Raw genomic sequence first — 24,664 nt, 5'->3', positions numbered from 1 at the left:
GGAATGTTCATGCGCCGCCAGCTTATCATCGGCCTGTTGCTGCCGCTGGCCGCGTGCCAGGACCAGGCCAATGGCGGCGGCGCGGGCGCGCGCGACCAGATCACCGCGGTCGGATCGTCCACCGTCTATCCCTTCACCACGATGGTCGCCGAACAGTTCGTCGCCAGCGATCCCGATGCCAAGGCGCCGGTGATCGAATCGACCGGTACGGGTGCCGGCATGAAGCTGTTCTGCGCCGGCATCGGGGCCGCGCATCCGGATATCGAGGACGCCTCGCGCCGGATGAAGGCCAGCGAGTACAAGGATTGCGCCGCCAACGGCGCGCGCGACGTGCTGGAAATCCAGGTCGGCATCGACGGCATCGCCTTTGCCGAGGCGAAGAACGGCCCGAAGATGCAGCTGACGCCCGCCGACCTCTATCTGGCGCTGGCCTCCGCACCGAACGGCAAGCCCAACCAGCGCAGCACGTGGCGCGACGTGAACCCCGCCCTCCCCGCCATTCCTATCCAGGTATACGGTCCGCCCGCGACCAGCGGCACGCGCGACGCGCTGGCCGAACTGATCCTGACCAAGGGTTGCGAGGCATCGAACCCCGCCGCCAAGCCGATGGCCAAATCTAATCCCGATGGCCACAAGGCGCTCTGCACCCGCGTTCGCGAAGACGGCGCCTATGTCGATGCCGGCGAGAACGACAATCTGATCGTCCAGAAACTGCAATCGAACCCCAACGCGATCGGCGTGTTCGGATACAGCTATCTCGAAGAGAACAGCAACGCGGTGAACGGCGTCCCGATCAGCGGTGTCGCCCCCACCTATGCCGCGATCGCCGATGGGCGATATCCGGGGTCGCGCCCACTCTATCTCTACGTGAAGAAAGCGCATCTGAATGCGATCCCCGGCTTGCGTGATTTTCTGATGCTGTACGCGAAGGCATGGGGGCCGGACGGTCCGCTGATCCGCCGCGGCCTGATCGCCGCACCGGACGATGTGCGCGCCCGCGCGGCACAGGTCATCGCGAACGAAACACCGCTCGATCCGGCGAGCCTGAAATGAGCGCCATCACGCTTTCCCTCGTCGTCGCCGGACTGGCGCTGATCGGCTGGCTCACCGCGCGCACCCGCGCCGCCGGCTTCCGTACCGGCGCGCAGCGGTTCAGTTCGCTGCCGACGCATCATGGCTGGTACGTCGCCCTGTGGACAGTGATCCCGCCACTCGTCTTCCTCGTTATCTGGGCGGCGGTGTCGCCTGCCATGGTGACGGATGCGGTGCTGACGAACCCCGCTGCCACGCAACTGCCCCCGCCCGGTTTCGACCGCGCCTCGATCTTGTCGGAGGCGCGCGAGCTGGGTGCCGGCCGCGCCTTCGGCGCGTTCAACGAAACCTCGCGCCTGCTCGCCCCCGCCTATGCCGCCGCGCAGAGCCGGTATGACTGGATCGCCACCGCGCTGGCGCTGCTGCTCGCCTTTGCCGGTGGCGCCTATGCCTTCACCCGCATCCGTCCCGGCTTTGCTGCGCGCACCCGGATCGAACGCATCGTGATGGGCGCGCTGCTGGCCGCGTCGCTGATCGCGATCCTGACCACGATCGGCATCGTCGCCTCGCTGGTGTACGAGGCAGCTCGGTTCTTCAGCGTCGTGCCGATCACCGATTTCCTGTTCGGCACGCACTGGAGCCCGCAGGTGATCGACCCGCGCGATCCCGGCGCGTCGCTGGGCGCGGTGCCGCTGTTCTGGGGTACGTTCTTCATCGGTGCGGTCATCGCGATGGCGGTCGCCATCCCGTTCGGGTTGATGAGCGCGATCTACCTGACGCAATATGCCGCTCCCCGCACCCGCCGCTGGATGAAGCCGATCCTCGAGGTGCTCGCGGGCGTGCCCACCGTCGTCTACGGCTATTTCGCCGCGCTGACGGTGGCGCCGGCGGTTCGCGATTTCGCGGTGTCGATCGGGATCAGCTGGGCCTCGTCGGAAAGCGCACTCGCGGCCGGCGCGGTGATGGGCGTGATGATTATCCCGTTCGTCTCGTCGATGGCCGACGACAGCCTCGCCGCCGTGCCCAGCGCAATGCGCGACGGCAGTCTGGCGATGGGCGCCACCTCGTCGGAGACCATCCGCAAGGTGCTGCTCCCCGCCGCTCTCCCCGGCGTCGTCGGTGGCGTGTTGCTGGCGATCAGCCGCGCCATCGGTGAGACGATGATCGTCGTCATGGCCGCCAGCGGCGTCGCGACGCTCACCGCCAACCCCTTCGCCTCGACCACCACCGTCACCCGCCAGATCGTCGATCTGCTGACCGGCGAGGCGGAGTTCGACAGCCCCAAGACGCTCGCCGCCTTCGCGCTCGGCCTGACGCTCTTCGTCGTCACGCTGCTCCTCAACATCGTCGCGCTGCGCGTCGTCAAACGCTACCGGGAAGCATATGAGTAACACGCTCGTCGCCCAGTTGCCCGACATGGGGATCGCGCACGACGATGCGCCGCGCGTGCCGACCGACTGGACCACCACGTCGATGCAGGGCCGTATCCGCCGCCGCTATCGCGCGGAACGGCGCTTCCGCCTGATGGGGCTGTCGGCGGTCGTCATGTCGGCGGGGTTCCTCGCCTTCCTGCTCGTCACCATGCTGATGCAGGGCTTGGGCGGCTTCACCGAGACGCGCGTTTCGCTGCCGATCGATTTCGCCGCCGCCAAATTGCCGGTGACGGCAAGGCAGCTCGACGGGCGCGGTGCCGATCTGGCGCTGGCCGGCGCCGGCCTCGAAAGCGCGGTCGATGCCGCGGCGGTGCGCGCGTTCGGCGACGCGAACATCCTGTCCGATGGCGCGTGGGTCCGCGTCCGCAACGCGATCAAGGCCGATCCCGCCCTGCTGTCCCGCACCGCGCAATTCGATCTGCCCACCTCCAGCGCGCTCGACGTCGCCGACAAGGGTAACGGCACCCCCGAAGCGGAAGCGACGATCGCTTCCCTGAAGCAACGCGGCGTCCTGTCACGCGGCTTCAACACCGGTTTCCTCGCCGGCGCGGACGCGACCGACCCCACGCGGGTCGGCATCTGGGGCGCGTTCAAGGGATCGTTGCTGACGATGCTCGTCACGCTCGGCCTCGCCTTCCCGATCGGCGTCCTGTCGGCGCTGTATCTGGAAGAATATGCACCGAAGAACCGCTGGACCGACCTGATCGAGGTATCGATCAACAACCTCGCGGCCGTGCCCTCGATCATCTTCGGCCTGCTCGGCCTCGCCGTCTTCCTCGGCAGTTTCGGGATGCCGCGATCGGCGCCGATCGTCGGCGGGCTGACGCTGGCGCTGATGACGATGCCGGTCATCGTCATCGCCGGTCGCAACGCGATCAAGGCGGTGCCGCCGTCGATCCGCGATGCCGCGCTCGGGGTCGGCGCATCGCCGGTGCAGGTCGTGTTCCACCACGTCCTGCCGCTGGCCCTGCCCGGCATCCTGACCGGCACGATCATCGGCATGGCCCGCGCGCTGGGCGAGACGGCACCGCTGCTGATGATCGGCATGCGCGCGTTCATCGCCGCGCCGCCCTCCGGCCTCGGCAGCCCGGCCACGGCATTGCCCGTCCAGATCTTCCTCTGGTCGGATCAGGTCGATCGCGGCTTCGTCGAAAAGACGTCGGCGGCGATCATCGTGCTCCTCGTCTTCCTGCTCGCGATGAACGGGCTGGCCATCTACCTCCGCAACCGATTCGAGACCCGCTGGTGAGCAACGAACCGAAAATGACCGCCCGCCACGTCAACGTGTCGTACGGACCCAAACAAGCGCTGCACGATGTCTCGATCGATATCGAGCAGGACAAGGTCGTCGCCTTCATCGGCCCGTCCGGCTGCGGCAAAAGCACGTTCCTGCGCACGTTGAACCGGATGAACGACACCGTCGCCTCCGCCCGCGTCGATGGCGACATCCGCCTCGACGGGCAGGACATCTACGCGCCGGAAATGGACGTGGTGCAGCTCCGCGCCCGCGTCGGCATGGTGTTCCAGAAGCCCAATCCGTTCCCGAAATCGATCTTCGAGAACATCGCCTATGGCCCGCGCATCCACGGCCTCGCCACCGGCAAGGCGGACCTCGACGTCGTGGTCGAACGCTCGCTGACCCGCGCCGGTCTGTGGAACGAGGTGAAGGATCGCCTGACCGACAGCGGCACCGCCCTGTCCGGTGGCCAGCAGCAGCGGCTGTGCATCGCCCGCGCCATCGCCGTCGATCCCGAAGTGATCCTGATGGACGAGCCGTGCAGCGCGCTCGATCCGATCGCGACCGCCAAGATCGAGGAACTGATCCACGAACTGCGCGGCCGCTATGCCATCGCGATCGTCACGCACAACATGCAACAGGCGGCGCGCGTCAGCCAGAAGACCGCGTTCTTCCACCTCGGCACGCTCGTCGAATACGGCGCGACGTCCGACATCTTCACCAATCCCGTCCAGGAACGGACCAAGGATTACATCACCGGCCGCTACGGCTGAGTGGGGGATCTATGAACCAGCATACGGTCAAGGCCTTCGACAACGATATCGGCCAGTTGCGCGGGCTCATCAGCCAGATGGGCGGCCTCGCGGAAGATGCCATCGCCAAGGCAATGCAGGCGCTGCAACGCAACGATCTGGCTCTCGCCGCCGAAGTACGCGCTGGCGACAAGGCCATCGACGCGATCGAGGCGGAGGTCGAACGCCTCGTCGTCCAGATCATCGCGCTCCGCGCACCGATGGCGGTCGACCTGCGCGAGGTCGTGGCGGCGCTGAAGATCGCCAACGTGGTCGAACGCATCGGTGATTACGCCAAGAACATCGCCAAGCGCGTGCCGCTGATCGAAAGCGAACACCGCATCGAACCGGTGTCCGTCCTGCCCGCCATGGGCCGGATGGCGTCCGAGATGGTCCGCGACGCGCTCGACGCGTTCGGCGCGCGCGATGCGCCGGGCGCGGTGCTGGTGTGCGAAAGCGACGCCGCGCTCGACGATTTCTACGACTCCATCTTCCGCACGCTGGTGACCTACATGGTCGAGAACCCGGCGACGATCAGCCAGGTCGCGCACCTGCTGTTCATCGCCAAGAATCTCGAACGCATCGGCGACCATGCCACCAACGTCGCCGAGATGGTCTATTTCGCCGCGACCGGCGCCCAGATGGCCGACCGCGACCGCGGCGGCGACAAGGACTGAACCATGGCACGTGTCACGATGTTGCTGGTCGAGGACGATGCGGCGCTCGCCGAACTTCTCGAATTCCATTTCCGGCGCGAGGATTTCGACGTCGTCCACACCGCCGACGGCGAGGAGGCCTTGCTGCTCGCGCGTGAGCGGACGCCCGACATCGTCCTGCTCGACTGGATGGTCGAGGGGATCTCCGGCATCGAGGTCTGCCGCCGCCTGCGCCGCGCGCCCGAGACGCAGAACGTGCCGATCATTATGCTCACCGCACGCGGCGAGGAAGAGGACCGCGTCCGCGGCCTGGAAACCGGCGCGGACGATTACGTCACCAAGCCCTTTTCGCCGCGCGAACTCGTCGCACGCGTCGGTGCCGTCCTGCGCCGCGTCCGTCCGGGTCTGGCGGGCGAAGCTCTGAATTATTCGGACATCGAGATGGACACCGTCGGCCACAAGGTGCGGCGCGGCGGCGAGATGGTCGCGCTCGGGCCGACGGAATTCCGCCTGCTCAAGCATTTCCTCGAACATCCCGGCTGGGTCTTCTCACGCGAGCGATTGCTCGATGCGGTGTGGGGCCATGACAGCGATATCGAAAGCCGCACCGTCGATGTGCATATCCGTCGCCTGCGCAAGGCGATCAACGTCGGCGACCGGCCGGATATCATCCGCACGGTCCGCTCCGCCGGTTACGCGCTGGACGCCGAGGGCTGAATCGTTTCGCGAAGGACACAAATCACAGGATGGGCGTTAGTCGGCGGCGTGAGTGAAAGCGCACGTCAGATTTTCTCAGGAGATTCGCCATGAAGCTCATCCTATTGGCCGCGACGGCCCTGATCGCCACCCCGGTGATCGCACAGGACACCACCGCCCCGGCGCCGCCGGCCGCGCAGACGCCGACGACCGCCCCCGCAACCGATCCGGCGATGCCCGCCGATCAGGCCATGCCGGCGGACACCGCCGCACCGACCGCCCCCGCGGAGCCGGCACCCGCAGCGGATCCCGCAGCGCCGATGGCACAGGCGGCACCAGCAACGACGGCAGCCCCCGCCGGCATCGCGACTGGTGATCCGGTCGGCGGCTATCAGCCGACACAGCCCGCAACCACCGGCACGCCCGGCGGCCCGGTAACGTTCCGTCCGGCTGCCGCACCCTCGGAAGCGTTCCCGGCACCGGCCGCCTTGCAGTCCTATCCGATCTGCAAAAAGGGTCAGTACGACAAGTGCCGCCAGCGCGGCGGCAAGTAACCCGCTGATCGACGATGCCTGCGTTTTAGCAGGTGTGGAAAAGGGCGCTCCCCGCTCGGGTGGGCGCCCTTTCTATATCTAAATATATCGGTAGGATCGGCAGCCGATCGACCCACCGTGCTCCTGCGAAGGCAGGAGCCCAGAATCAAAAGCGATACCATGCTTGGCTTCGGATTCCTGCATCCGCATGACCACCAGCCGCTCCGCTTATTCGTCGACCAGCTTCATCAACCGCCGCTCGACCGGCGCCAGCACCGGTCCCAGTTCCTGTCCGCGCTTCAACACCGCGCCCGCCTCACCGACCAGCGCCCACATCCCCTGCCGCAAACGCAACGCCGGTCGCTTCTCGATCCGGATCTCCGGTCGCTCGGCGGCACGCCGAAAGGCGGAGAAGACGGCCGCCTCACGCCCCAATTCGATCGCATAGTCACGCCAATGGCCCGCCGCGACCATCCGGCCATACAGGTCGAGGATGCGCGACAGTTCCGCACGGTCGAATCCGACCTGTACGTTCCGGCGCTCGGGAAACAGTACGACCCCCATCAGGCGCGGTCACGCTCTCCGGCGTCCAGCCCGCCATGCTCGTGTTCGGCGATCAACGCTTCCAGCCGCCGTCGCAAATGTTCGACTTCGCAACGGAGCAATTCCGTCTTCTGCGTCACCGGATCGAAATTCTCCGAACAGGGCGTACCATAGGGCACGAAGCGTGGCGCCAGCGCCGCACCGCCGTCGATCGTCGTCGGACGGGCCGGGATACCGACCATCACCGCGCCCTCCGGCACGTCGCGCGTCACCACCGCATTGGCGCCGATGCGCGAGCGTGCGCCGACCAGGATCGGTCCCAGCACCTGCGCGCCCGACCCGATGATCGCGCCATCGCTGATCGTCGGATGGCGCTTGCCGCCGACGCCCTTGTCGGGGCTCGTCCCGCCCAGCGTCACGCATTGATAGATCGTCACGTCGTCGCCGATCGTCGCCGTCTCGCCGATCACCACGAAACCATGATCGATGAAAAAATTGCGGCCGATCGTTGCGCCCGGATGGATGTCGATCGCCGTCCATGCCCGCGTCCAGTGATTGACGATCCGCGCCAGCAGGAACAGCCGCGCCCGGAACAGGCGGTGCGCCACCCGGTGGCCCGCCAGCGCCCAGACGCCCGGATAGGTCAGCACCTCCGCCCGGCTGCGCGGGGCCGGATCGCGGGCGCGAATGGAATCGATATACGCGACGAGGCGGTTTGGCATGACTGAGCGTTCCTTCGCGCTTTCCCTGACGCGTCATCGCGATCTAAGGCGCGGACACGACAATTGCCAGTATGCGACGAACCGTGATCGCCGCTGGCTAAAGCCTATCTTTCTTGTGGATATTGTCCGTTCCCGCCACGTTGCGCCTTCGAAAGGAATTCCATGCCCGATCTCGCGACGTTCGATTTCTCGACCATCCTGCCCTTCATTCTCATCGGTTTCGGCGCACAGGTGGTCGACGGCGCACTGGGCATGGCGTTCGGTGTCATCTCGAACACCGCCCTGTTGTGGATCGGCGTTCCGCCTGCCGCCGCCTCGGCCGGCGTCCATACCGTCGAAACCTTCACGACGGCGGTGTCGGGGATCAGCCACACGCTTCATCGCAATGTAAACTGGAAACTGTTCCTGCGGCTGATGATTCCCGGCGTCATCGGTGGCGTGCTGGGTGCCTATGTGCTGTCGAACATCGACGCCGCCGTCGCCAAGCCGTTCATCCTTGCTTACCTCGCCAGCATCGGCGTCTACCTCCTCTATCGCGCCGCCCGCCACGCGCCGATCGGCAAGGAACCCAAGGTGGTCGAGCCGCTCGGCCTGATCGGCGGCTTCCTCGATGCGGCCGGCGGCGGTGGCTGGGGTCCGGTCGTCACGTCGAACCTGTTGGTGCAGGGCGCCACGCCCCGCACGACGATCGGCACCGTCAACACCGCCGAATTCTTCCTGACCGTCACGATCTCGATCACGTTCCTAACCCAATTGGGATGGGCCGCGTTCACCATCGCCACCGTCGGCCTGCTGATCGGCGGCGTGCTGGCGGCTCCCTTCGGCGCCATTCTGGCAAAGCGGGTGCCCGCCCGGACGCTCATGACGCTGGTGGGCGTCATCCTCATCATCACCAGCCTGTTCGGCCTGTGGCGCGCGCTGCACTGATCGGCATGGCACCACGGGTAGGCGCGCGGGCGCGGGTACGCTAGCGGAGGCGCCATGGCCGCCACCTACCTGCCCACGCTCAAGCAACTCCAGTATCTCGTCGCCCTGCGCGATCACGGTCATTTCGGCCGCGCCGCAGAGGCATGTTTCGTTACCCAGTCGACGCTGTCGGCGGGCCTGCGCGATCTGGAAACGCTGATCGGCGTCGTGCTGGTCGAACGCACCCGCCGCGTCGTCCGCTTCACGCCGGTCGGCGAGCGGATAGTCGACAAGGCCCGGCGCGTCCTCCGCGAAGCCGACGAACTGGGCGATCTCGCCCGCGCCGCCGGTCGGCCGCTGACGGGCGACATGCGGATGAGCGTCATCCCCACCATCGCGCCGTTCATGCTCCCGCATATCCTGCCGCATCTGCGCCGCGATTATCCCGACCTGCGCCTGTTCCTGCGCGAGGAACCCAGCGCCGCCGCGTGCGAGGGGCTGCATAACGGCCGTACCGACTGTGTCCTGCTCGCGCTCCCCTTTGCGTGTGGCGAGGTCGCCTCGGCGCCGCTGTTCGACGACCGGCTGTTCGTGGCGTTCCAGGGGACCGAGGCAGACACCCTGCCCCCCGCCATCGCCGACGACGCGATCGACGGCAGCCGCCTGTTGCTGCTGGAGGACGGTCATTGCCTGAAAGACCACGCGCTCGCCGCCTGCAGCCGGCCGGAGACACGGGCGGAGGCGACGATGCTCGGCACGTCGCTCCACACGATCGTGCAGATGGTCGATAACGGCCTCGGCATCACCATGCTGCCCGAGATGGCGTTGAAGGCCGGCATCCTCGACCACACCAGCGTCACCGCCCGGCCGCTTGCCGCCCCGGATGCGGTGCGCCAGATCGCACTGGTCTGGCGCCGCGCCTCTCCCCGCGAAGCCGATTTCCGCCTGCTCGCAGAGGTATTGGCCGAAGCCCGTTGAACGATCGTTAACGACCGGTCGCATCACAGCCTCGATTCATCGTGTCCATCGAAACCATTGCAGCGGTGGCGCGGTGAAAGGTCAGTGCAATTGCGCAACGAACCGGGAGTGTACGAATGCGTTCTACCTTGCTGACCCTGACCGCCGGCTTCATCGCCCTGCCCGCTCTGGCTTCGGCCCAGACCACCGCGCCGGCTTCATCCGCCCCCACCACGGCACCGGCCACCGGCACAGCATCAGCCCCTGGGACGACGACCGCGCCACAGGCCGCACCCGCCGCTCCCGCCGCGGCGCCGGCGCCCGCGACTCCGGCCGCCACCACGACGATCGTACAGGCGCTGCCGTCTGTGCCCGCACACACCACGCTGGTGCGTCTCATCACCGCGGCCAAGCTCGACGCGCAGCTCGGCGGCCCCGGACCCTTCACGCTGTTCGCGCCAAATGACGACGCGTTCGCCCGCCTGCCCGCCGGCACGCTCGATACGCTGTTGGCCCCCGCCAACGTCGCCAGCCTGACGACGATCCTGAAGAACCACGTCGTCGCGGGTGCGATCACGTCCGACCAGTTGAAGGCGCAGATCGCCGCCGGCGGCGGTACGGCGACGCTGAACACGCTGTCGGGCCAGCCGCTCGTCGCGACGATCGACAATGGCTCGATCCTGCTGACCGACGCGGTCGGCAACAAGAGCTATATCGACAAGCCCGCCGATCTGCGTGAGGCGAACGGCGTCATCCACTCGACCAACGGCATCAGCCTGCCCAAGCTGGGCTGATCCGGTTGCTCCCCTCCCGGCCGGGAGGGGAGCATCAACGGCCTATGTCCATCGCCGGGCGGCGTCGTCATCCGCCTCACGCGCCTCGACCCAGGCGGCGGTGCCACTGCGTGTCTCCCGCTTCCAGAACGGCGCATCGGTCTTCAACCGGTCGATCAGGAACGCACAGGCGTCCAGCGCCGCGCCACGGTGCCGCGATGATGCCGCCACGAACACGATCCGCTCGCCCGGCCGCATTGGACCCACCCGGTGCACCACCGTTACCGACGCCAGCGACCAGCGCGTTTGCGCCTCGCAGGCCAACCCCTCCAGCGCCGCTTCCGTCGCGCCGGGATAATGTTCCAGTTCCAGCGTCTCGACATCCCCGACCACACCGGGGTCCGCGCGCACCAGCCCGGTAAAGGTCGCGACGGCGCCGACGCCGTTCGCTTCGGCCAGCGCCATCTCCGCCGCCAAGTCGATGTTCGCCGGCGACACGACGACGCGGATCATCCGCCCGTCACCGGCGGAAACAGCGCCACCTCACGCGCACCCTCGATCGGTGCATCGAGCGAAACGAAGACCTGATCCACCGCCGCCCGCAACCGCCCGCGCTCCGCAAAGGCCGCGGCATGGGTCGGACTGCCAGCCGCCAGCCAATCGATCAGCGCCGCGACCGTCGCCACCGACGCCGGCGGATCGACCAGTTCCTCGCCTGTCCCGACGCGTTCACGCACCCAGGCAAAATACAGCATCCGGATCGCCATGGTCTCGATCAGTCCATATGCTTCAGGCCGACGCGCAGATAATCCCAGCCGGTTATCAGCGTCAGCACCGCCGCACCCCACAGCGCCGCCAGACTCGCGACCTGAATCCACGTCTCATGCGGGAGTGCGCCAGCCAAAATCAATCCACCCAGCGACACCAGTTGCAACGTCGTCTTCCACTTCGCCAGCGTCGACACCGGCATCGACACATGCAGCGGCGCCAGGAATTCGCGCAGGCCAGACACCGCGATCTCGCGGAGCAGGATCACCAGTGCCGCGATCAGATGCACGCCGGCAATGTCGCGCGTGCCCACCAGCATCAGGATCACCGCCGCGACCATGATCTTGTCCGCGATCGGATCGAGGAACACGCCCAGCCGCGACACCGCGCCGTTCGACCGCGCCAGATAGCCGTCGAAATAATCGGTGATGCCCATCAGGCAATAAAGCGCGAACGCGATGGCATAGCCCGCGGCCCATTGCGGCCACCACAGGAATCCCACCAGCAGGGGCACCGCGACGATTCGCGACAACGTCAGGAGATTGGGCAGCGTCAGCATCCGCTCCTCCCCTAGCTTGCGATCACGCCCGCGGGAACCGACTTATTAGACGTTGGCGTCATGCCGCCCGCTGGGCTAAGTGCCTGCGCTGTATGTCACGACCGAGGCCCCGCCCATCATGATAAATGCGCTCGGGCTGTTGAAGCAACGTCGCTTCCTGCCCCTGTTCACGACCCAGTTCCTCGGCGCGTTCAACGACAATCTGTTCAAGACGTCGATGGTCCTGTTCGCGACCTATGTCGTGTTCAACGATGCCGGTCATGAAGCGAACTTCAATGCGCTGGCCACCGGTCTTGGCATCCTGCCCTTCTTTCTCTTGTCGGCACTGGCAGGACAATTGGCGGACAGCCATGACAAGGCCCGCATCATCCGCCTCGTGAAGTCGGCGGAAATCGGCATTATGGCGATCGGCGCGGCGGGATTGTACGCGGTGAACCGGAACCACGTCTCGCTCGGTCTCGCGCTGATGCTGGGGTCGGTCCTGCTGCTGGGGGTCCATTCGACGTTCTTCGGGCCGATCAAATACGCGATCCTGCCCCAGCATCTGCGCCCCGCCGATGTACTGGGCGGCACCGGACTGGTCGAGGCGGGGACCTATCTCGCCATCCTCCTCGGCACCGTCACCGCCGGCTTCCTGGTCAAACTGTCCTTCTGGTGGACGATCGGCGCGATCCTCGGCATCGCCGTCATCGGCCTGCTGTCGGGCCGGCAGGTGCCACCGGCACCGCGGGAGGGGCCGCTCCTGCGGTTGAACTACAACCCCTTCACCGCGTCGTGGCGGCTGATCTCCGCCACGCTGCACATCCCACGCCTGTTCCTGGCGATCTGCGCGATCAGCTTTTTCTGGACGATCGCCTCGGTCCTCATCATCGTCTTCCCGCCGCTGGTGAAGAACGTTCTCACCGCCGACGAACAGGTCGCGAGCATCGCCATCGCCGTCTTCTCGGTCGGCGTCGCGATCGGATCGGTGGTCATCAACACCATGTTGAAGGGCAATATATCCGCCCGTTATTCGCCCGGATCGGTGATCGCGATGGGCGCGTTCGTCGTTCTGTTCTCGTTCCTGTCACGCGGTTGGACGCCCGCCCCCGCCGGCCAGTTCTATGGCTGGACCGCGTTCCTCGCCCAGCCCGGATCGGTGCCGATCCTGCTGACGCTGCTGGCGATCGCGATCACCGGCGGCATGTTCGTGGTGCCGCTCTATGCCTTTCTCACCACCACCGTGGAAAAGGACCACACCGCCCGCACCGTCGCCGCCAACAATGTCGTAAATGCGGGCGCGATGACGGTCGGCTCGATTGCGGTCATCGGCATCACCGCGCTGGGCGTGACGCCGGAAAACATGCTGCTGCTGGTCGCCGGCATGTGTCTGGTCTCCGCCTGGATCGCGCAACGCCTGCACCGCGCCTGCGATTGAGGCTCGCCCCATCATTGCGCGCGTAGCGAAGCAACCCGATGTTCCGCGTGACGCCCTCAGTTGCTTCGCGACGCTCGCGATAACGAACGCAGTACGATCGAGTTAAAAGATGAAGCTGTAGAAGCAGGTGAAGAACGCCGCGAAGCTCAGGAAGAACAGCTTCACGTCGTTGTCGTCCGATCGGGTCACCGGGGGCGGCGGTGGCGGCAACGCGCGGCGCATCGGATGGCGGGCGGCTTCGTTGGTCAGGACAAGGCGTCTGGTCATAGCGCAAGTGTTAACGCCATATTTACCTATTCGGACCAGCCCCAAAATGGGTTAACATATCGCCGTGCCAAGTCGGGACGGTTATGGTCGGCGTGCACGAAGTCACGTTTCTCGTGGAAACGCTTGAGCGGAAACGCGATCCGCTCCACCCTCGCGCCATGTCGATCATCGCGCCCCTGCTCCTCGCCGCCGCCGTCACCCCGTCGCCCTCGCCGGAACGGTTGAAGGCCGACGTGGCGGCGCTGGTCGGTTTTGGCACCCGCCACACCGCCTCCACCACCATCGATCCCCGCCGCGGCATCGGCGCCGCGCGTGACTGGGCGGCCCGGCGGTTCGAGGAGATCGGCCGCGCCTGCAACGGCTGCATCACCGTCGAGCGGATCGAACGATCCTTCACCGGCCCCCGCGCACCCACCGGCGTCGTGGTGCAGGACGTCCTGGGCATCCAGCCGGGCCGCGATCCGAACCGCGTCGTCATCGTCGGCGCGCATATCGACAGCCGCGTGACGGACGTGATGGACGCAACCAGCGACGCACCCGGCGCCAACGACGACGCGTCCGGCGTCGCGCTGGTGCTGGAGGCCGCCCGTATCCTGTCGCGGCACAAGTTCGACGCCACCATCGTCTACGCCGTTTTTTCCGGCGAGGAACAGGGTCTGTGGGGCGCGACCCTGCTGGCCGACACGGCCAAGGCGCGTGGCTGGCAGGTGTCGGCGATGCTCAACAACGACATCGTCGGCAACACCTTGGGACAGGGCGGCGCCCGCGAAGCACGATGGGTCCGCGTCTTTTCCGAAGGCATCCGCTCATCCGAGGATGCCGCGCAGGCGATCGTCCGGCGCGGCAATGGCGGCGAGGATGACGGCCCCAGCCGCGCGCTGGCCAAGGCGATCGACGGCATCGCTGCCGGCAACAGGCGCGGACTCGACGTCTTTCTCGATCGTCGCCCCGATCGCTTCGGACGCGGCGGCGATCACGAACCGTTCCTGAAACTCGGCTATCCCGCCGTCCGCTTCTCCGTCGCCAACGAAAATTGGGACGCGCAGCATCAGGACCTCCGCACCGAAAACGGCACCGTCTATGGCGACACGATCGACCGGATGGATTTCGCCTATCTGGCCAAGGTCACGGCGATCAACGTGGCGACGTTGAACCGCCTCGCCACCGCCCCCGCCGCGCCCGCCACCGCGACGATCGCCGGCGCCCTGTCACGCGACACCTCGGTCAAATGGGCGGCCGTTCCCGGCGCTGTCCACTACCGCGTCCGCTGGCGGCGCAACGACACCGCCGACTGGTCGAGATCGATCGACGTGACCGGCACCGAAACACTGTTGAAGCAGACTCCCGTCGACGACCATTTCGTCGGCGTCTCGGCCCTGGCGGCGGACGGATCGGAGAGCCTCGTCACCTTCGCCGGTCGCTGATCCAAAAATAATGCCGCCCCACGGGAGTCCATCGCGGGGCGGCATCGTGAGCGGTCGCGTCTGGGAAGACCGCCTGCAGGAAAACTAACACCATCACCGCCCCATCACTAGTGATGATCGCGTCCCGATTCAGGTCAGACGCGAGCTCAACAACGCCGCCAGCGCCTCGCACCCCACCGCATCCTCCGCATCGAAGCGCGCCGGCACCGGACTGTCGAGATCGAGCACCCCCAGCACGACGCCATCCTTCACCAGCGGCACGACCAGTTCCGACCGGCTCGCCGCGTCGCAGGCGATGTGTCCGGGAAACGCATGGACATCCTCGACCAGTTGCGTCGTCCGTTCCGCCGCCGCCGTGCCACACACGCCGCGCCCCACCGGAATGCGGATGCACGCCGCCTTGCCCTGAAACGGCCCCAGCACCAGTTCGCCATCGACCATGCGATAGAACCCCGCCCAGTTCAGGTCGGGCAGATATTGCCAGATCAGCGCCGCCGCGTTGGCCATGTTGGCTATCGCATCCGCCTCCCCATCGGTCAGCGCGTCCAGCGCCGCCAGCATATCGCGGTACAGTTCCGCCTTCGATCCGGCAGCCACATCGAACTGATACATCAATATTTCCCTATTCCTGCACGGTCATTCGCGAACTGGCCCACGCCCGGCCTTCACCGCCGACCGCTTGGTCTTGCCATCTACGCGCCGCGTCTGCGACGCCTTGGTCGGCCGGGTCGGGCGACGCTTCTTCGGCACGATCGTCGCCTCGCGGATCATCTCGATCAGGCGTTCGCGCACTTCCTGCCGGTTGAGCAATTGGGACCGCGACCCCTCGATGCGCAAGGTCAGGACGCCATCGCGCGTCATCCGCGATCCGGCCAGCGCCGCCAGCCGCTCCTTCACCATCTCCGGCAACCCCGGCGAGCGTCCCACATCGAAGCGCAGCAGCACCGCCGAGTCGGTGGTGTTCACATGCTGCCCCCCGGGGCCGCCCGACCGGGTGAAGCTCTCCTCGATCTCTCCGCTATCGATCGAGATCGACCGGGTGATGGGAATAGCCACCATCGCCCTTCACCGTCACCAGTTCTCGAACCGTTCGGGCATCGGCGCCTCGGCCTTGATCGGGTCCTTGCCCGGCCGCTGCACGATCAGCTCGGCCGCGTGCAGCAACATGCCGATCCTGTCCGCCCGGCCATAGACCGGATCGCCGACCACCGCCGCGCCCAGACCGGTGGCGGCATGAACGCGAATCTGGTGCGTGCGCCCCGTCTCCGGCTTGAATTCCACCAGCGTCCGCTCGCCCCGCACTTCGATCGCGCGCCAGTGCGTCCGCGCCGCCTTGCCGCGCTCGTCGGGCACGATCCGCCAGCCATCCTCGGCCGTGCTGGTCTTGCCCAGCGCCAGTTCGATCAGTCCCTCACCCTCGACCACGCCGTCCAGCACCGCCAGATACCGCTTCTCGACCAGTCCCTGCTCGAACGCCTGCTGGAATCGTGCCCCCGCCTTGGGATTGCGCGCCAGCAACAGGCAACCGCTGGTATCGCGGTCCAGCCTGTGCACCGCCGTCGGCCAACGCTGGAACCCGAAGCGCAGCGATTCAAGGTGGTTTTCGAGGCTGATCGATCCGTCACGCGGCCGATCGACCGGCAAGCCCGTGGGCTTGTCGATCACCAGCGCTTCGCCATCGATGAAAAGTACGCGGTCACCATGCATGCCGCGCTCCTTGCCACCGCCGGCCCGCGCATGCCAGAGCCCGTAGTCGATGCTGGTGCTTATCCTCGCCCAAGCCGCAATGGCACCCGTCACGGACGGCCGGGTGCTGGGCCACTTCCCGTACGGCAACGTCGCGCCCGGCGAACTGGTCGAGGCCCCCGTCGGCTTCGGCCTGCACGCCTGCCAGATCCGGCGCGAGGTATTGCCCGACCTGATCGCCCTGCTGGCCGCCGCCGCCACCGACCCGACGACCGGCGGCACCCTGCGCGGCGTCTCCTGTCACCGCTCGATCGAGCGTCAGGGCGGCGTCTTCCGCACCGGCGGCGAAGGCGACGACCAGAGCCGCGCCATCTCGGTCGCGCCAGCCGGACACAGCGAACACACCACCGGCTACGCGATCGACTTCGCCGTCCGCCCCTCGCCCAACTGCCCGGATATCGAGGCATGCATGGCCGCCCTCCCCGCCGCCCGCTGGCTGCTCGCCAACGCACCGCGCTTCGGGTTCGAGCTGAGCTTCCCGCCGGGCAATCGTCAGCAGGTGAAATGGGAACCCTGGCACTGGCGCTGGGTCGGCCGCACGGCGGATGCCCCCGGCGCGGCCAAGGCCCGCTTCATCTTCGCCAAGGCACGCGCCGCGTTTCCGGCCAGCCCCGGCATCTATCCGCCGCTGAAGATCGTGCTGACCGGCCAGCCCTCGCCACCCATCCTGCCGCCCGAACCGAAAAAGAAAAAGCGCCGCCGCTGAGGCTTGATGACCCCGCCGACCCATCCGTCGTTGCGAGCGTAGCGAAGCAACCCAGGGCGTCACGCGGAACGCTGGATTGCTTCGCTACGCTCGCAACGACGGATCGAGATTGGAGATAGGGAGCCTTTCCCGAACGATACCGCTCGGGAAAGGCCGGGAAATCACCCGAACAACTTCACCGCCGTCTCGGCGATCCGCTTGCCCTGATACCGCGCGCCATCCAGTTCGACCGCGCTCGGCTGGCGCGATCCGTCGCCATCCGCCAGCGTCGATGCACCATAAGGCGTACCGCCCTTCACCTCGTCCACGCCCATCTGGCCCTGAAAGCCATAATCCAGCCCCACGATCGTCATGCCATGATGCAGCAGGTTGGTGATGATCGAGAACAGCGTCGTCTCCTGTCCGCCATGCTGGCTGGCGGTCGAGGTGAACGCACCGCCGACCTTGCCGATCAGCTTGCCCTGAAACCACAGGCCGCCCGTCGTATCCCAGAATGACGCCATCTGCGCCGGCATCCGGCCGTACCGCGTCGGCGCACCGACGATGATCGCGTCGTAGGTCGCGAGCGCATCGGGCGACTCGATCAGCGGATGCGCGGTATCGGTCTTGAAATGCGCGGCCTCGACCACCTCGGCCGGCGCGGTTTCGGCGACGCGGCGGATGTCCACCTCTGCCCCGCCGGTGCGTACACCCTCGGCGATGGCATCGGCCATCTGCTCGATATGCCCGTAGGACGAATAATAAAGAACCAGTACCTTGGCCATGAAACCTCCTGAAAATAGGGAACGGCCCCGACCGAAGCCGGGGCCGAATGGAATTTACGCCGCGTCGACCAGTACGATCTCTGCATCCTCGGTCGCGGTGATCGTCACCGTCCCCGCCGACAACGCCACACCATCGCGGGCGTTCACCGCCGTGCCGTCGATGGTGAGGGCGCCCGTCGCCGGCACCAGATAGGCATGCCGCCCCGCCCCGACTTCGTGCGTCACGCTCTCGCCAGCGCTCAGCGTCGTCGCCAGCACACGGGCCTCGGCGCGGATCTTCAGCGCATCGGCATCCTCGGCAAAGCCGCTCGCCAGCACCGTAAACCGGCCGGACCGCTCGTCCCTCGGAAACGGCTTGGCACCCCAGCTTGGCTCGCCGCCCTTCGTGGTCGGCTCCACCCAGATCTGGAATAGCGTCGTCGCCTCGTTTTCGACGTTGAATTCGGCATGGCGCACGCCCGATCCGGCGCTCATCACCTGCACGTCGCCCGCCGCGGTGCGGCCGGTGTTGCCCAGCGAGTCCTGATGCGTGATCGCACCGGTGCGGACATAGGTGATGATCTCCATGTCGCGGTGCGGATGCGGCGGAAAACCGGCGTTCGGCGCGATCACATCGTCGTTCCACACCCGGATCGCGCCCCAGCCCATCCGGGCCGGTTCGTGATAGCTGGCGAACGAAAAATGATGCCGCGCGTCGAGCCAGCCGTGATTGGCATGGCCCAGCGTCTCGAAACGGCGGATATCGATCTTGGTCTTGGTGTCGAGCATGGCTTAACTCCCTTGGTTGATGCCAAGATAGTGCGGCCGATCATCACGTAAACGGAAACGGTGGAAACCGATCGTTTCCGCCGTTATCACAAGCCGAGAGGAGAGCAGGGCCATGCGACTACCCGATCTCGAAGCTTGGGCGATCTTCGCCGCCGTCGTCGATGCCCGCTCGTTCAGCGGCGCGGCCGAGTCGATCGGCCTGTCCAAGGCGACCGTGTCGAAGGCCGTGTCGCGGCTCGAGGCGCAACTCGGCCAGTCGCTGTTCCACCGCACCTCCCGCCGGCTCGCCCTGACCGAGGCCGGTCGCCCGCTCGCCGAACACGCCCGCCGCATCGTCGCCGAGGCGCGCGCCGCCGAGGAAGCCGCCCGCGACGCCGCCAGCACCCCCGCCGGCAGCGTCCGCCTCGCCGCGCCGATGAGCTTCGGCATTGCCAATGTCGCGCCGCTCGTCGCCGACTTCCTGACGCTGCATCCCGGCATCCAGATCGACCTGCATCTGTCCGACGCGCGCATCGATATCGTCGCGGAGGGGTTCGACGTCGCGCTCCGCATCGGCGACCTCGCCGATTCCAGCCTGCGCGCCCGCCGCCTGTGCGGCATCGCCACGCATATCGTCGCCGCCCCCGCCTATCTCGCCGCATCGGGAACGCCGCGTCACCCGTCCGACCTGTCGCAGCACCGCGTGCTCGGCTATTCCAACATCCCCGGCCCCTGGCATTTCCGGAAAGACGGCGAACCGGAGGTGACGCTGCGCCCCACCGGCCCGCTGATCGCCAATTCCGGCGATGCGCTGGTCCCGGCCCTCGTCGCCGGGCTCGGCATCGCCCGCCTGCCCGGCTTCATCGTCGGCCCGATGCTGTCCGACGGCCGGCTCGTCGCGATCCTGCCCGACTGGACACCGCCGCCGATCGGCCTCCATCTGCTCACCCCGCCCAGCCCCCTGCGTCCGCAGCGGGTCGAGGCGCTGATCGCCTTCCTCAGCCAGAACCTGCGCGACCCCTGCGCCGGCGCTGTCCTCCCCGCGAGTGATCTGCCAGTATCTGCGGATGCGTGATCGCCAGCCCCGACCGACCCCACGGATCGCCTCCCCGGCGGAGGCCGGGGTCCAGTTGGGCGGAGGGTTGTAATGACCCACGACGGCCCTCCCACCTGGACCCCGGCCTCTGCCGGGGAGGCACCCTGTTTGATTCGGCACAGCAACTCGCAAAAACCCCACCACCACGAAACTGCGCTCGGCACCCGCCACTCATGAACCGCCTCGCCCCCGACAAGGCCGACGCCCGCTTCATCCGTCGCGTCATCATCCTCATCGTCCTGATCGCCGTCACCGCCGCGCTCTATCGCGCTGGCAACCTCCTGATCCTCGCCTTCGGATCGATGCTCGGCGCGATCGTCATCCACGCCGTCGCCGATCTCTATCGCGACCATCTCGGCGCGTCGAAGAAGCTCGGGCTGACGCTCGGCTACGTCACCGTCCTCGGCGTCATCGGCTTCCTCGTCTGGCTGTTCGGGGTCGAGTTCCGCCAGCAGGTGAACGTCCTCGTCACCCGCCTGCCCTTCCTGATCGACCAGTTCGCCGGCTGGGCCTCGCAATCGCCGGTCGGCGCCAAGATCGTCGACGCCGTGCGCCAGGCATACGCCGGCAGCCGCGCCGCGCAGGATGTCGGCGGGCTGGTGGAGGGCGGTGGCGAATTCGTCCTCAACTGCCTCCTGCTCCTGATCGGCGCGCTGTTCTTCGCCGGCGATCCCAAGGTGTACGAACGCGGCTTCCTCCTCCTGATGCCCCCGTCGAAGCGCGCCGCGATCGAGGATGCGCTGTTCGATGTCGGCTCCACGCTGCGCCTGTGGCTGCGATCGTCGCTGATCCTGATGACCAGCATGGGCGTTCTGATCGGCCTCGGCCTCTGGATATCGGGCGTGCCGTCGGCCGCCGCGCTCGGCCTGCTGGCGGGGCTCAGCGAGTTCATCCCCTATGTCGGCCCTACCGCCGCCATGGTCCCCGCACTCGGCCTCGCCGCCACCCAAGGGACAGGTCCGGTGCTGGGGGCGCTGGCCACCTATGCGGTCGTTCGCCTCGTCCAGACCAACTTCATCACGCCCTATGTCCAGCAGCGCGTGATCGCGATCCCGCCTGCGATCACCGTCTTCGCGATCATCGGCATCGGCATCGTGTTCGGCCTGTTCGGGCTGTTCTTCTCGGCCGCGCTGCTCGTGGTGATCTTCACCCTCGTGCGCAGCCTGTACCTGCGCGAAGTGCTGGGCGAGGATATTCCCCGCGCCGATCACGCGACATTATTGGCGCCTTCTGAAAAAACCGACACCCCGGCTTAATCGGGAATTAACCTTTTGCCTTCATTGCTTGTGTGGTTAATGTTTCGGGTCGGCCGCTCGCTTATCGACGGCCCCGCAACTGGGGAATACCTGATGCGTGTGCTGCTGATCGAGGACGAGCCAACGACGGCCAAGGCCATCGAGCTGATGCTGAATACCGAAGGATTCAATGTCTATACCACCGATCTCGGTGAGGAAGGTTTGGACCTCGGCAAGCTGTATGATTACGACATCATCCTGCTCGATCTGAACCTGCCCGACATGCACGGGTACGACGTGTTGAAGAAGCTGCGCGTCGCACGCGTCACCACGCCCGTCCTGATCCTGTCCGGCGTCAGCGAGATGGATTCGAAGGTCCGCAGCTTCGGCTTCGGCGCCGACGATTACGTGACCAAGCCCTTCCACCGCGAAGAACTGATCGCCCGCATCCACGCCGTCGTCCGCCGGTCGAAGGGTCACAGCCAGTCGGTCATCCGCACCGGCAAGCTGGCGGTGAACCTGGATGCCAAGACGGTCGAGGTCGATGGCGCCCGCGTCCATCTGACCGGCAAGGAATATGCGATGCTGGAGCTGCTCTCGCTCCGCAAGGGTACGACCCTGACCAAGGAGATGTTCCTGAACCATCTCTATGGCGGCATGGACGAGCCCGAACTGAAGATCATCGACGTCTTCATCTGCAAGCTGCGCAAGAAGCTCAGCCTCGCCTGCGAGGGCGAAAACTACATCGAGACGGTCTGGGGCCGCGGCTATGTGCTGCGCGAACTGGACGATGTGGCCGCCACCGCCGTCGCCTGACCTCGCACCGTCGCGGAGTTTCGACGCGAAGCGTCACGACGTTCGCGCGGCAGAAGAACGGTCGATTCGTGCAGAGGCGCAAAGGACGCGGAGGCGTCGCCCTTGCCGCAAACACGGTCCATCCTCTCACGCCGTCAGGCAAGAGGGATCAGGTCGCCCGTACGGCACACCTCTGCGTCCTCTTCGCCTCCGCGCGAAAACCCCTTGTTCTGATACGCTATCGCGCAACGCCGATGTCGATGTCGATGTCGATCCTTACCCGGCATCACCCCGCCCGCTATTGATCCGCCTCGAACACCGACCACCCGGTCCGCTGCACCAGCCGTTCCAGCGCCAGCGTACCGAGTTGCGAATTGCCGCGCTCGTTCAGCCCCGGTGACCATACCGCGATGCTCGCCCGCCCCGGCGCCACCGCCAGGATGCCGCCGCCGACCCCCGATTTGCCGGGCAGGCCGACCCGAAAGGCGAACTCGCCCGATCCGTCGTAATGGCCGCACATCATCATCAGCGCGCCGATCCGCCGCGCCCGCAGCGCCGACACTACTTGCCGGCCCGTACCGGGGTTCAGCCCGTCCGCCATCAGGAACCGGCCCGCCAGCGCCAGTTGCCGGCAACTCATCGCCAGCGCGCATTGATGGAAATACACGCCCAGCGTGCGCTCCACATCATGTTCGATATTGCCGAACGAGCGCATGTAACTGGCCAGCGCCACGTTGCGATGGCCCGTCGCCACCTCCGCCTCCGCCACGCTGCGGTCGATCACGATCGTGTCGTCCCCCGCCAGCGCGCGGACGAAGCGCAGTATCTCGCCGATCGCCTCACGCGGTTCGTTGCGACCCAGCAGCACGTCGGCGACCACGATCGCGCCGGCATTGATGAACGGATTGCGCGGAATGCCGTGCTCCGCCTCCAGCTGGACGATCGAGTTGAACGCGCTGCCCGACGGCTCCACCCCCACGCGCCGCCACGACTGGTCGCCGACATGGCCCAGCGCCAGCGTCAGCGCGAAGACCTTGGAGATCGACTGGATCGAGAATGCCTCCTCGGCATCGCCGGCCAGATGGCATGTCCCGTCCGCCTCGATCACCGCGATCCCGAACTTGCCCGGATCGACCGCTGCCAGCGGCGGAATGTACGATGCCGGCGTACCGCGATCGGGCGCCGCCGCCATTTCGGCAGCGATGTCGGCGACGATCGCGGAAAGGTCTATTTCCGCTCCCACACCTTCTCGCCCCCGACCCATGTCTCCTGCACCTTCGTCGCGCGCAGCTCGGCCGCACTGGCGGCGATCGGATCACGATCGACGATCACGAAGTCCGCCCGCTGCCCCACGCCCAGTCGCCCGAACTTGTCCTCGGCGAATCCGGCATAGGCGCCGCCTTGCGTGAACGCCGCCCATGCCTGTTCGCGCGTCACCGCCTCCTGCGGCTGCCATCCACCGAACGGCTGGTCGTCCGCCCCCTGCCGGGTGAACGCCGCTGCCCAGCCCGCAAAGGGATCGGGGCTTTCGACCGGATAGTCCGACCCGAACGCCAGCCGCGATCCGTTCGCCAGCATCGATTTCCACGCATAGGCGCCCGCCAGCCGTGCGGCCCCCAGCCGCGCCTCCGCCATCGTCCGGTCGCTGGTCTGGTGCACCGGCTGCATCGACGCGATGATGCCGTGCTGGCCAAAGCGTTTCAGATCGGCCGGATCGACGATCTGTGCATGTTCGATCCGCCAGCGGCGATCGCCCTTGTACGTCTCCGCCAGTTCCTCGACCGCGCCCAGCACCTGCGCATTGGCGGCATCGCCGATCGCATGAACCGCAACCTGATAATTATCCATCGCCGCCCGGCTCATCAGGTTGCGGATGACCGTATCGGTCATGAAACCCAGCCCCCGCTCGCGTGGCGCATCGGCATAGGGCGCCTTCAACCACGCGCCGCGCGATCCCAGCGCACCGTCGCCATACAGCTTCACGCCCACCAGCTTCAGCTTGTCGGCATACAGCCACGGCGTCGGCCCCGTGCCACCGATCCGCACCGTATCGTCGATCCCGCTGCCATAGCTCATGATCCGCACGCGCAGCGCCCCGCGATCGCCCATCCGCCGGTACGTCAGCCATTCGTCCACGGTCGTGCCCATGTCGGCGGTCGCGGTGATGCCCATCGACAGCAACGCCGTCTGTGCCTTCACGAAGGCGACATCGCGCTCCTTGGGCTGAATCGCCGGCACCGCCTTGCGGATCAGTTCCTGCGCCGCATCGACGAACACGCCACTGGGCAGCAATCCCGCCTTCTCGATCCGCCCGCCCGGTGGCGACACGCTCTTCGCGGTCACGCCTGCCGCCTTGATCGCCGCGCTGTTCGCCCAGCCGGCATGGCCATCGACCCGCGACAGGAACACCGGTCGATCCGCGACCACCGCATCCAGATCGGCAGCGGTCGGAAAGCGCCCCAGCCCCCATGCCTCCTGATTCCAGCCGCCGCCCAGAATCCACTTCCGCTCCGGATTGGCCGCCGCATAGGCCGCGATCCGCGCCTTCGCCTCGTCCAGCGACTTCGTACCCGACAGATCGAGTTCCAGCGCCCGGAACCCCAGTTCCATCACATGCCCATGAGCATCCACGAAGCCCGGCAGCATCACCCGCCCCTTCATGTCCGCGCGCCAGTCGAGCTTCTCCGGCCGCTTGTCCTTCTCGCCCAGCAACCGCACGACCTTGCCATCCGTCGTCAGCACCAGCCCGGTGAAGCGCACCACCTTGCCATCGGCATCCAGCGTGATGCCATCGACATTATCGACCAGCGCATCGGCGAATGCGGGGGCGGGCAGCAACGCCAGCATCACAGCAAACATCG

The 24,664-nt window shown here is 66.8% G+C and carries 29 protein-coding genes; 16 read left to right on the top strand and 13 right to left on the bottom strand.

From position 1 onward, the window contains the following. Positions 1 to 9 precede the first annotated feature (9 nt). The 7 genes from JAO74_RS07395 to JAO74_RS07365 all read left to right on the top strand — a co-directional run bounded on the left by JAO74_RS07395 (position 10) and on the right by JAO74_RS07365 (position 6,399). Complete coding sequence (locus JAO74_RS07395) at positions 10 to 1,053, top strand: substrate-binding domain-containing protein (RefSeq protein WP_199036580.1); 1,044 nt, start codon at positions 10 to 12, stop codon at positions 1,051 to 1,053. Further along, on the top strand, positions 1,050 to 2,423 hold the full coding sequence (pstC, locus tag JAO74_RS07390; protein WP_199036578.1) for a phosphate ABC transporter permease subunit PstC: 1,374 nt from the start codon (positions 1,050 to 1,052) through the stop codon (positions 2,421 to 2,423). The genes JAO74_RS07395 and pstC overlap by 4 nt, the downstream gene beginning before the upstream one ends. Continuing rightward, positions 2,416 to 3,714 carry a phosphate ABC transporter permease PstA gene (gene pstA, locus JAO74_RS07385; protein ID WP_199036576.1) on the top strand — a complete coding sequence of 433 codons (1,299 nt, stop codon included), beginning with the start codon at positions 2,416 to 2,418 and terminating at the stop codon, positions 3,712 to 3,714. Before pstC ends, pstA begins: the two co-directional genes overlap by 8 nt. A gap of 14 nt (positions 3,715 to 3,728) precedes the next feature. After that, positions 3,729 to 4,475: a phosphate ABC transporter ATP-binding protein PstB gene (pstB, locus tag JAO74_RS07380; RefSeq protein ID WP_233150794.1), complete on the top strand. Its 747-nt coding sequence runs from the start codon at positions 3,729 to 3,731 to the stop codon at positions 4,473 to 4,475. A gap of 11 nt (positions 4,476 to 4,486) precedes the next feature. Next, complete coding sequence (phoU, locus tag JAO74_RS07375) at positions 4,487 to 5,170, top strand: phosphate signaling complex protein PhoU (RefSeq protein WP_199036574.1); 684 nt, start codon at positions 4,487 to 4,489, stop codon at positions 5,168 to 5,170. Positions 5,171 to 5,173: 3 nt separating this feature from the next. Continuing rightward, the gene (gene phoB, locus JAO74_RS07370) at positions 5,174 to 5,866 is read left to right on the top strand and encodes a phosphate regulon transcriptional regulator PhoB (RefSeq protein ID WP_056530905.1); all 693 of its coding nucleotides are present in this window, start codon (positions 5,174 to 5,176) and stop codon (positions 5,864 to 5,866) included. Positions 5,867 to 5,955: 89 nt separating this feature from the next. Then, positions 5,956 to 6,399: a hypothetical protein gene (locus JAO74_RS07365; RefSeq protein WP_199036572.1), complete on the top strand. Its 444-nt coding sequence runs from the start codon at positions 5,956 to 5,958 to the stop codon at positions 6,397 to 6,399. A 207-nt stretch (positions 6,400 to 6,606) separates the two neighbouring features. Here the strand turns inward: JAO74_RS07365 and JAO74_RS07360 are convergent, their stop codons facing one another. Further along, complete coding sequence (locus JAO74_RS07360) at positions 6,607 to 6,942, bottom strand: DUF2794 domain-containing protein (RefSeq protein ID WP_199036570.1); 336 nt, start codon at positions 6,940 to 6,942, stop codon at positions 6,607 to 6,609. Further along, positions 6,942 to 7,643: a serine O-acetyltransferase EpsC gene (gene epsC / locus JAO74_RS07355; protein WP_199036568.1), complete on the bottom strand. Its 702-nt coding sequence runs from the start codon at positions 7,641 to 7,643 to the stop codon at positions 6,942 to 6,944. The genes JAO74_RS07360 and epsC overlap by 1 nt, the downstream gene beginning before the upstream one ends. A gap of 162 nt (positions 7,644 to 7,805) precedes the next feature. Here epsC and JAO74_RS07350 point away from each other — a divergent pair, with 162 nt between their 5' ends. The 3 genes from JAO74_RS07350 (at position 7,806) to JAO74_RS07340 (ending at position 10,300) form a co-directional block, all read left to right on the top strand. Then, complete coding sequence (locus JAO74_RS07350) at positions 7,806 to 8,570, top strand: sulfite exporter TauE/SafE family protein (RefSeq protein WP_199036566.1); 765 nt, start codon at positions 7,806 to 7,808, stop codon at positions 8,568 to 8,570. 54 nt (positions 8,571 to 8,624) lie between these two features. Beyond that, a complete protein-coding gene (locus JAO74_RS07345; RefSeq protein ID WP_199036564.1) occupies positions 8,625 to 9,527 on the top strand; it encodes a hydrogen peroxide-inducible genes activator in 903 nt (300 codons plus the stop codon). Between the two features lie 116 nt (positions 9,528 to 9,643). Beyond that, on the top strand, positions 9,644 to 10,300 hold the full coding sequence (locus tag JAO74_RS07340; protein ID WP_199036562.1) for a fasciclin domain-containing protein: 657 nt from the start codon (positions 9,644 to 9,646) through the stop codon (positions 10,298 to 10,300). Positions 10,301 to 10,342: 42 nt separating this feature from the next. Here the strand turns inward: JAO74_RS07340 and JAO74_RS07335 are convergent, their stop codons facing one another. From JAO74_RS07335 to pgsA, 3 genes are read right to left on the bottom strand one after another with little or no spacing between them, the layout of a single operon-like run. Next, positions 10,343 to 10,792, bottom strand: coding sequence for a molybdenum cofactor biosynthesis protein MoaE (locus tag JAO74_RS07335; protein ID WP_199036560.1), 450 nt, complete (start codon positions 10,790 to 10,792; stop codon positions 10,343 to 10,345). Further along, on the bottom strand, positions 10,789 to 11,046 hold the full coding sequence (gene moaD, locus JAO74_RS07330) for a molybdopterin converting factor subunit 1 (protein WP_199036558.1): 258 nt from the start codon (positions 11,044 to 11,046) through the stop codon (positions 10,789 to 10,791). The genes JAO74_RS07335 and moaD overlap by 4 nt, the downstream gene beginning before the upstream one ends. Positions 11,047 to 11,054: 8 nt before the next feature. Then, positions 11,055 to 11,606: a CDP-diacylglycerol--glycerol-3-phosphate 3-phosphatidyltransferase gene (gene pgsA, locus JAO74_RS07325; RefSeq protein ID WP_199036556.1), complete on the bottom strand. Its 552-nt coding sequence runs from the start codon at positions 11,604 to 11,606 to the stop codon at positions 11,055 to 11,057. A 118-nt stretch (positions 11,607 to 11,724) separates the two neighbouring features. On the opposite strand from pgsA, the gene JAO74_RS07320 reads away from it, so the two are divergent. Then, positions 11,725 to 13,023: an MFS transporter gene (locus JAO74_RS07320; protein WP_199036554.1), complete on the top strand. Its 1,299-nt coding sequence runs from the start codon at positions 11,725 to 11,727 to the stop codon at positions 13,021 to 13,023. Between the two features lie 102 nt (positions 13,024 to 13,125). On the opposite strand, the gene JAO74_RS07315 is transcribed toward JAO74_RS07320, so the two are convergent. Next, entirely contained in the window at positions 13,126 to 13,290 is a 165-nt protein-coding gene (locus tag JAO74_RS07315; RefSeq protein ID WP_199036552.1) for a hypothetical protein, read from the bottom strand. Positions 13,291 to 13,448: 158 nt separating this feature from the next. On the opposite strand from JAO74_RS07315, the gene JAO74_RS07310 reads away from it, so the two are divergent. Continuing rightward, positions 13,449 to 14,714, top strand: a complete 1,266-nt coding sequence (locus JAO74_RS07310) for a M20/M25/M40 family metallo-hydrolase (RefSeq protein WP_199036550.1) — start codon at positions 13,449 to 13,451, stop codon at positions 14,712 to 14,714. Between the two features lie 129 nt (positions 14,715 to 14,843). Here JAO74_RS07310 and JAO74_RS07305 read toward each other — a convergent pair whose 3' ends face one another. The 3 genes from JAO74_RS07305 to JAO74_RS07295 are packed head-to-tail and all read right to left on the bottom strand — an operon-like array spanning position 14,844 to position 16,421. Next, positions 14,844 to 15,326: a GAF domain-containing protein gene (locus JAO74_RS07305; protein WP_199036548.1), complete on the bottom strand. Its 483-nt coding sequence runs from the start codon at positions 15,324 to 15,326 to the stop codon at positions 14,844 to 14,846. A 24-nt stretch (positions 15,327 to 15,350) separates the two neighbouring features. Continuing rightward, positions 15,351 to 15,773: an alternative ribosome rescue aminoacyl-tRNA hydrolase ArfB gene (gene arfB, locus JAO74_RS07300; RefSeq protein WP_199036546.1), complete on the bottom strand. Its 423-nt coding sequence runs from the start codon at positions 15,771 to 15,773 to the stop codon at positions 15,351 to 15,353. Between the two features lie 12 nt (positions 15,774 to 15,785). Beyond that, positions 15,786 to 16,421: an RluA family pseudouridine synthase gene (locus JAO74_RS07295; protein ID WP_199036544.1), complete on the bottom strand. Its 636-nt coding sequence runs from the start codon at positions 16,419 to 16,421 to the stop codon at positions 15,786 to 15,788. A 49-nt stretch (positions 16,422 to 16,470) separates the two neighbouring features. Between JAO74_RS07295 and JAO74_RS07290 the strand changes: the two genes are divergently transcribed. Beyond that, positions 16,471 to 17,166: a M15 family metallopeptidase gene (locus JAO74_RS07290; protein WP_199036542.1), complete on the top strand. Its 696-nt coding sequence runs from the start codon at positions 16,471 to 16,473 to the stop codon at positions 17,164 to 17,166. Positions 17,167 to 17,327: 161 nt separating this feature from the next. Here JAO74_RS07290 and wrbA read toward each other — a convergent pair whose 3' ends face one another. Both wrbA and JAO74_RS07280 read right to left on the bottom strand, forming a co-directional pair. Further along, complete coding sequence (gene wrbA, locus JAO74_RS07285) at positions 17,328 to 17,930, bottom strand: NAD(P)H:quinone oxidoreductase (RefSeq protein WP_199036540.1); 603 nt, start codon at positions 17,928 to 17,930, stop codon at positions 17,328 to 17,330. Positions 17,931 to 17,984: 54 nt separating this feature from the next. Next, positions 17,985 to 18,698: a pirin family protein gene (locus JAO74_RS07280; protein ID WP_199036538.1), complete on the bottom strand. Its 714-nt coding sequence runs from the start codon at positions 18,696 to 18,698 to the stop codon at positions 17,985 to 17,987. Between the two features lie 112 nt (positions 18,699 to 18,810). On the opposite strand from JAO74_RS07280, the gene JAO74_RS07275 reads away from it, so the two are divergent. The 3 genes from JAO74_RS07275 to ctrA all read left to right on the top strand — a co-directional run bounded on the left by JAO74_RS07275 (position 18,811) and on the right by ctrA (position 21,824). Next, the gene (locus JAO74_RS07275) at positions 18,811 to 19,752 is read left to right on the top strand and encodes a LysR family transcriptional regulator (RefSeq protein ID WP_199036536.1); all 942 of its coding nucleotides are present in this window, start codon (positions 18,811 to 18,813) and stop codon (positions 19,750 to 19,752) included. A gap of 194 nt (positions 19,753 to 19,946) precedes the next feature. After that, on the top strand, positions 19,947 to 21,029 hold the full coding sequence (locus JAO74_RS07270) for an AI-2E family transporter (RefSeq protein WP_199036534.1): 1,083 nt from the start codon (positions 19,947 to 19,949) through the stop codon (positions 21,027 to 21,029). A gap of 93 nt (positions 21,030 to 21,122) precedes the next feature. Continuing rightward, positions 21,123 to 21,824 (top strand): response regulator transcription factor CtrA, encoded by a 702-nt coding sequence (gene ctrA / locus JAO74_RS07265; RefSeq protein WP_199036532.1) that lies wholly within the window; start codon positions 21,123 to 21,125, stop codon positions 21,822 to 21,824. A gap of 277 nt (positions 21,825 to 22,101) precedes the next feature. On the opposite strand, the gene JAO74_RS07260 is transcribed toward ctrA, so the two are convergent. Continuing rightward, positions 22,102 to 23,067 carry a glutaminase gene (locus JAO74_RS07260; RefSeq protein ID WP_199036530.1) on the bottom strand — a complete coding sequence of 322 codons (966 nt, stop codon included), beginning with the start codon at positions 23,065 to 23,067 and terminating at the stop codon, positions 22,102 to 22,104. Continuing rightward, positions 23,031 to 24,662, bottom strand: coding sequence for an amidohydrolase (locus JAO74_RS07255; RefSeq protein WP_199036528.1), 1,632 nt, complete (start codon positions 24,660 to 24,662; stop codon positions 23,031 to 23,033). Before JAO74_RS07255 ends, JAO74_RS07260 begins: the two co-directional genes overlap by 37 nt. Positions 24,663 to 24,664 lie beyond the last annotated feature (2 nt).

The organism is Sphingomonas mollis (assembly GCF_016427505.1).
In the GTDB taxonomy this organism is placed as follows: Bacteria; Pseudomonadota; Alphaproteobacteria; order Sphingomonadales; family Sphingomonadaceae; genus Sphingomonas; species Sphingomonas mollis.
Note: the sequence above shows the minus strand (reverse complement) of the source record. Positions and strands in the feature narration are given on the sequence as shown.

Bases quoted from the DNA above. Each gene is read 5' to 3' on its own strand.
- JAO74_RS07395 (WP_199036580.1), top strand. From the start codon at position 10: ATGCGCCGCCAGCTTATCATCGGCCTGTTGCTGCCGCTGGCCGCGTGC.
- pstC (WP_199036578.1), top strand. From the start codon at position 1,050: ATGAGCGCCATCACGCTTTCCCTCGTCGTCGCCGGACTGGCGCTGATC.
- pstA (WP_199036576.1), top strand. From the start codon at position 2,416: ATGAGTAACACGCTCGTCGCCCAGTTGCCCGACATGGGGATCGCGCAC.
- pstB (WP_233150794.1), top strand. From the start codon at position 3,729: ATGACCGCCCGCCACGTCAACGTGTCGTACGGACCCAAACAAGCGCTG.
- phoU (WP_199036574.1), top strand. From the start codon at position 4,487: ATGAACCAGCATACGGTCAAGGCCTTCGACAACGATATCGGCCAGTTG.
- phoB (WP_056530905.1), top strand. From the start codon at position 5,174: ATGGCACGTGTCACGATGTTGCTGGTCGAGGACGATGCGGCGCTCGCC.
- JAO74_RS07365 (WP_199036572.1), top strand. From the start codon at position 5,956: ATGAAGCTCATCCTATTGGCCGCGACGGCCCTGATCGCCACCCCGGTG.
- JAO74_RS07360 (WP_199036570.1), bottom strand. From the start codon at position 6,942: ATGGGGGTCGTACTGTTTCCCGAGCGCCGGAACGTACAGGTCGGATTC.
- epsC (WP_199036568.1), bottom strand. From the start codon at position 7,643: ATGCCAAACCGCCTCGTCGCGTATATCGATTCCATTCGCGCCCGCGAT.
- JAO74_RS07350 (WP_199036566.1), top strand. From the start codon at position 7,806: ATGCCCGATCTCGCGACGTTCGATTTCTCGACCATCCTGCCCTTCATT.
- JAO74_RS07345 (WP_199036564.1), top strand. From the start codon at position 8,625: ATGGCCGCCACCTACCTGCCCACGCTCAAGCAACTCCAGTATCTCGTC.
- JAO74_RS07340 (WP_199036562.1), top strand. From the start codon at position 9,644: ATGCGTTCTACCTTGCTGACCCTGACCGCCGGCTTCATCGCCCTGCCC.
- JAO74_RS07335 (WP_199036560.1), bottom strand. From the start codon at position 10,792: ATGATCCGCGTCGTCGTGTCGCCGGCGAACATCGACTTGGCGGCGGAG.
- moaD (WP_199036558.1), bottom strand. From the start codon at position 11,046: ATGGCGATCCGGATGCTGTATTTTGCCTGGGTGCGTGAACGCGTCGGG.
- pgsA (WP_199036556.1), bottom strand. From the start codon at position 11,606: ATGCTGACGCTGCCCAATCTCCTGACGTTGTCGCGAATCGTCGCGGTG.
- JAO74_RS07320 (WP_199036554.1), top strand. From the start codon at position 11,725: ATGATAAATGCGCTCGGGCTGTTGAAGCAACGTCGCTTCCTGCCCCTG.
- JAO74_RS07315 (WP_199036552.1), bottom strand. From the start codon at position 13,290: ATGACCAGACGCCTTGTCCTGACCAACGAAGCCGCCCGCCATCCGATG.
- JAO74_RS07310 (WP_199036550.1), top strand. From the start codon at position 13,449: ATGTCGATCATCGCGCCCCTGCTCCTCGCCGCCGCCGTCACCCCGTCG.
- JAO74_RS07305 (WP_199036548.1), bottom strand. From the start codon at position 15,326: ATGTATCAGTTCGATGTGGCTGCCGGATCGAAGGCGGAACTGTACCGC.
- arfB (WP_199036546.1), bottom strand. From the start codon at position 15,773: ATGGTGGCTATTCCCATCACCCGGTCGATCTCGATCGATAGCGGAGAG.
- JAO74_RS07295 (WP_199036544.1), bottom strand. From the start codon at position 16,421: ATGCATGGTGACCGCGTACTTTTCATCGATGGCGAAGCGCTGGTGATC.
- JAO74_RS07290 (WP_199036542.1), top strand. From the start codon at position 16,471: ATGCTGGTGCTTATCCTCGCCCAAGCCGCAATGGCACCCGTCACGGAC.
- wrbA (WP_199036540.1), bottom strand. From the start codon at position 17,930: ATGGCCAAGGTACTGGTTCTTTATTATTCGTCCTACGGGCATATCGAG.
- JAO74_RS07280 (WP_199036538.1), bottom strand. From the start codon at position 18,698: ATGCTCGACACCAAGACCAAGATCGATATCCGCCGTTTCGAGACGCTG.
- JAO74_RS07275 (WP_199036536.1), top strand. From the start codon at position 18,811: ATGCGACTACCCGATCTCGAAGCTTGGGCGATCTTCGCCGCCGTCGTC.
- JAO74_RS07270 (WP_199036534.1), top strand. From the start codon at position 19,947: ATGAACCGCCTCGCCCCCGACAAGGCCGACGCCCGCTTCATCCGTCGC.
- ctrA (WP_199036532.1), top strand. From the start codon at position 21,123: ATGCGTGTGCTGCTGATCGAGGACGAGCCAACGACGGCCAAGGCCATC.
- JAO74_RS07260 (WP_199036530.1), bottom strand. From the start codon at position 23,067: ATGGGTCGGGGGCGAGAAGGTGTGGGAGCGGAAATAGACCTTTCCGCG.
- JAO74_RS07255 (WP_199036528.1), bottom strand. From the start codon at position 24,662: ATGTTTGCTGTGATGCTGGCGTTGCTGCCCGCCCCCGCATTCGCCGAT.